A 2,983-nucleotide genomic window follows, 5' to 3' on the forward strand; every position below is an offset into this window, starting at 1 on the left:
ACGTTGGTGTCACGGTCCGCGCGGCTGAAGCCCAGGCCCGCGGAGAGGAACTCACGGATCTCATCCCCGTCCAGCACCTCCACCCGCCGCCCCTCACCGCGAAGCCGCTCGGCCAGCGCGTACGCGATGGTCGTCTTGCCCGCGCTGGGCAGGCCGGTCAGCCAGACGGTGGCTCCGGTCTCCACTCAGACCGCCGGGAGCGCCGTGGCCAGCGAGTTCGCCGCCTGGAGTCCGAGGTTGAGGCCCGCCGCGGCCGGGTCGTCGGACCAGGGCTGGATCCGCGCGGTGTCGGCGAAGCGCCGCAGTGCGGCCGCGGGCGTGCTGCGTGGTGCCAGTCGGCCCGCCCGCCAGGCCTCGCGGAAGGCGATGCCCGCGCCCTTGCTGTTGCGGTGCGCGATGCGCAGGGCCGGTACGAAGAAGACCTGGCCGCCGCTGTCGGCGAGCCGTTCCACGAGGCCGTTGTCGCTGGCGGTGACCACGTCGGGGAATCCGTCGGCGGCCAGGAACCGGTCGGTCCAGACGGCGGAGTTGCCGCCCGCGAAGAAGGTGACCGGGCTGTACTCGGGGTGCTTGTCGTAGCGGACCTCGTAGCGGTACTGGCGGGCGCGGGCGACGATGCTGCTGTCGAAGGGCAGGACCCGCCCGGTGACGGCGGCGCGGTCGGGGGTGAGCGCGCTGTCGAGGACGTGGAACCAGTCCGGGAGGGGGCGCGCGTCGTCGTCGAGGAAGGCGAGGACGTCACCGGTGGCCTCGCGCGCGGCCAGGTTGCGGCTCGCTGCGGCGCCCAGGCAGCGCGCGTTGCGCAGGATCCGGACCGGGAAGGGGCGGTCGGCGTCGTCGACGGTCAGTGGGGCGTCGGAGGCGTCGTCGACGAGGACGACCTCGTGGACGGTGCCGTTGTCGTGGGCCACGATGCTGGTCAGCAGGTGGCGGATGTCGGTGGGGCGGTTGCGGGTGGCGACCACCACGGAGACCCGCCGGGGTCGGCCGGGTCCGGACGCGGGGTCCGGTGCGGGCTCAGGGGCGGGAACCGACGCCGCGTCGGATGGCGGCTCGGACGCGGGGTCGGCGGGCTGCTGTGTCGTACTACTCACTGCCGTTCTCCTTGCGGGGGTGCGTCGGCGGTTCAGGAGCCGGTCGCGGGGGCGGGCGTGGCGGGGGCGAACGGGTCGAGGACCTCGTCCACCGCTCCCAGGAGTTCGCCGAGGGTGGAGGTGTCCCGCGCGCCGGCGGGTTCGGTGGTGATCGTGACGCGGGCGGCGGCCTCGGCGGCCAGGCGGGCGGCGGTCGGCGTGTCCTCGGCGCGGGTCACGACGTAGCCGCAGCGGTCCTCGGACCAGCGCAGCGGGTGCACGGTGTCGCCCGCCTCGACCTGGACGTCCACGTCGACGACGCCGGGCGCCGATGCGGCGTCCGCCGCGCCGGTGACGGTGGTGACGGTGCCGGGCTCGGCGACCAGGAAGCGGATGGCGGCGGCGCCGTCGGTCGTGGGCGCGGGCAGCGGGTCGGGGTCCTCGGCCAGGCGGTACGTGGCCTCTTCGAGGTCGACGCCGTGGACGAGGCGCACGAGTTCGTTGATGCGGTCGCCGCCGCGCCTGCTGTGGGACTCGACGACGCGCGGGCCCTCGGCGGTCAGGATCAGCTCGGTGTGCGCGGGCCCGTCCACGAGGCCGACGGCGTCCAGGAGCCGCAGGACCGTCGCGTGCACCGCATCGCGGTCGTGGTCGTCGAGCGGCGCGGGGACGACGTGGCCGAGTTCGACGGTTCCGCCGCCGGTCTCCTTGCCGGTGACGGCCACGACGGTGTGCCGGCCGCCGGACGAGAAGGTCTCCACGCTCAACTCGTCGCCGACCAGCCGCTGTTCGACGAGGAACGCGTCCAGGCCGAACTGCTCGCGCCAGGACCAGGCCTCGTCGGTCTCGTCGGGTGAGGCGATGACGCGGACGCCGAGGCTGCCGGAGCCCATCGTGGGCTTGAGGACGGCGGCGCCGTGGGTCTTCACGAAGTCCCGCAGTTCTTCGTGGGTCGGGCCGGTGAGGGTGGCGACCGGGCCGATGCCGTGTTCGTTCAGCAGGGCGCGCAGCGCGGACTTGTCGTGCAGCAGGCGGGTGGTGCGGGCGCTGTTCCCCGGCAGGCCGAGGACGTCGTTGAGGTGTCCCGCCACCGTCTGGGCGGCTTCGGTCTGGGTGAACACCCGGGCGAAGGGCCGCTGTTCGTGCAGGGCGCGGGCGAGCGCGGTCACGGTGGGGACGTCCTGGTAGTCCACCAGGAGGACCTGGGCGCAGTGCTCGACGACGGAGGCGTCGAACGCGGACGGCTTCTGGACGTGGACGACCTCGTAGCCGAGGGCCGCGGCCTTGCGGATGATGCCGGCCTTGCCGCCGAGGACGAGGACGCGTGTGCTGGTCATGGGGTCACCTCTGGTTGGTGGCGAGGGCGGGTGCGGGTGCCGACTGGGCCAGGAGCGCGTTCCAGACCTCGGCGGTGTCCGCGGGGAGTTCGTCGCCGGGGGCCGCGGCGGGCCGTCGGGGGCTGAGGCCCGACAGGTAGCGGCGCAGGTCGAGGCCGGTGAACTCCTCCAGGCGGGCGGTCTCCTCGCCGCGGCACAGGGCCTGGTACTCGACGACCAGGCGGCGCTCGGCCGGGACGGCGGGCGCGAAGTCGGTCCAGTGCCGGTTCCAGGCCGTCCACTTGGCGAGGGCGGCCTCCTCGGTGCGGGGCAGCCACGGCCGGTCGCCGGTCCAGCGCAGCATGGAGCGGGCGGCTTCCAGGGGGTGGCGTACGAGCATCACGTACCGGGCGTCGGGCAGCGCGGCGTCCAGCCAGGGCAGGTGCAGGAGGTACTCGTTGTACTTGTCGCCCCAGTGGGGCAGGCCCGCGTTGCTCTCGGTGAGGACGCGGCGGGCGAGGGCGGCCGGGTCGTCGCCGGCCTTCGCCTCGGCGACGTCGTGCGCGGCGGCGCGCAGGGCGGTCTCGACGCGGG

At 74.5% G+C, this 2,983-nt stretch carries 4 protein-coding genes; all 4 read right to left on the minus strand.

The features are described 5' to 3' along the window. Nucleotides 1–185, minus strand: a 185-nt coding sequence (locus tag ABT160_RS46660) for an adenylyl-sulfate kinase (protein WP_351656427.1), incomplete at its 3' end; no start/stop codon positions are given. After that, nucleotides 186–1,094: a glycosyltransferase gene (locus ABT160_RS46665; protein WP_351656430.1), complete on the minus strand. Its 909-nt coding sequence runs from the start codon at nt 1,092–1,094 to the stop codon at nt 186–188. Between the two features lie 32 nt (nt 1,095–1,126). Further along, a complete protein-coding gene (locus tag ABT160_RS46670; RefSeq protein WP_351656432.1) occupies nt 1,127–2,410 on the minus strand; it encodes an ATP-grasp domain-containing protein in 1,284 nt (427 codons plus the stop codon). Nucleotides 2,411–2,414: 4 nt separating this feature from the next. After that, a partial coding sequence (locus tag ABT160_RS46675) for a sulfotransferase (protein ID WP_351656435.1) occupies nt 2,415–2,983 on the minus strand: 569 nt, incomplete at its 5' end.

The organism is Streptomyces sp. NPDC001941, assembly GCF_040296945.1.
Lineage (GTDB): Bacteria > Actinomycetota > Actinomycetes > Streptomycetales > Streptomycetaceae > Streptomyces.

What these genes read in the sequence shown, in the direction of transcription:
- ABT160_RS46670 (WP_351656432.1), bottom strand. Translation starts at nt 2,410, where the DNA reads ATGACCAGCACACGCGTCCTCGTCCTCGGCGGCAAGGCCGGCATCATC.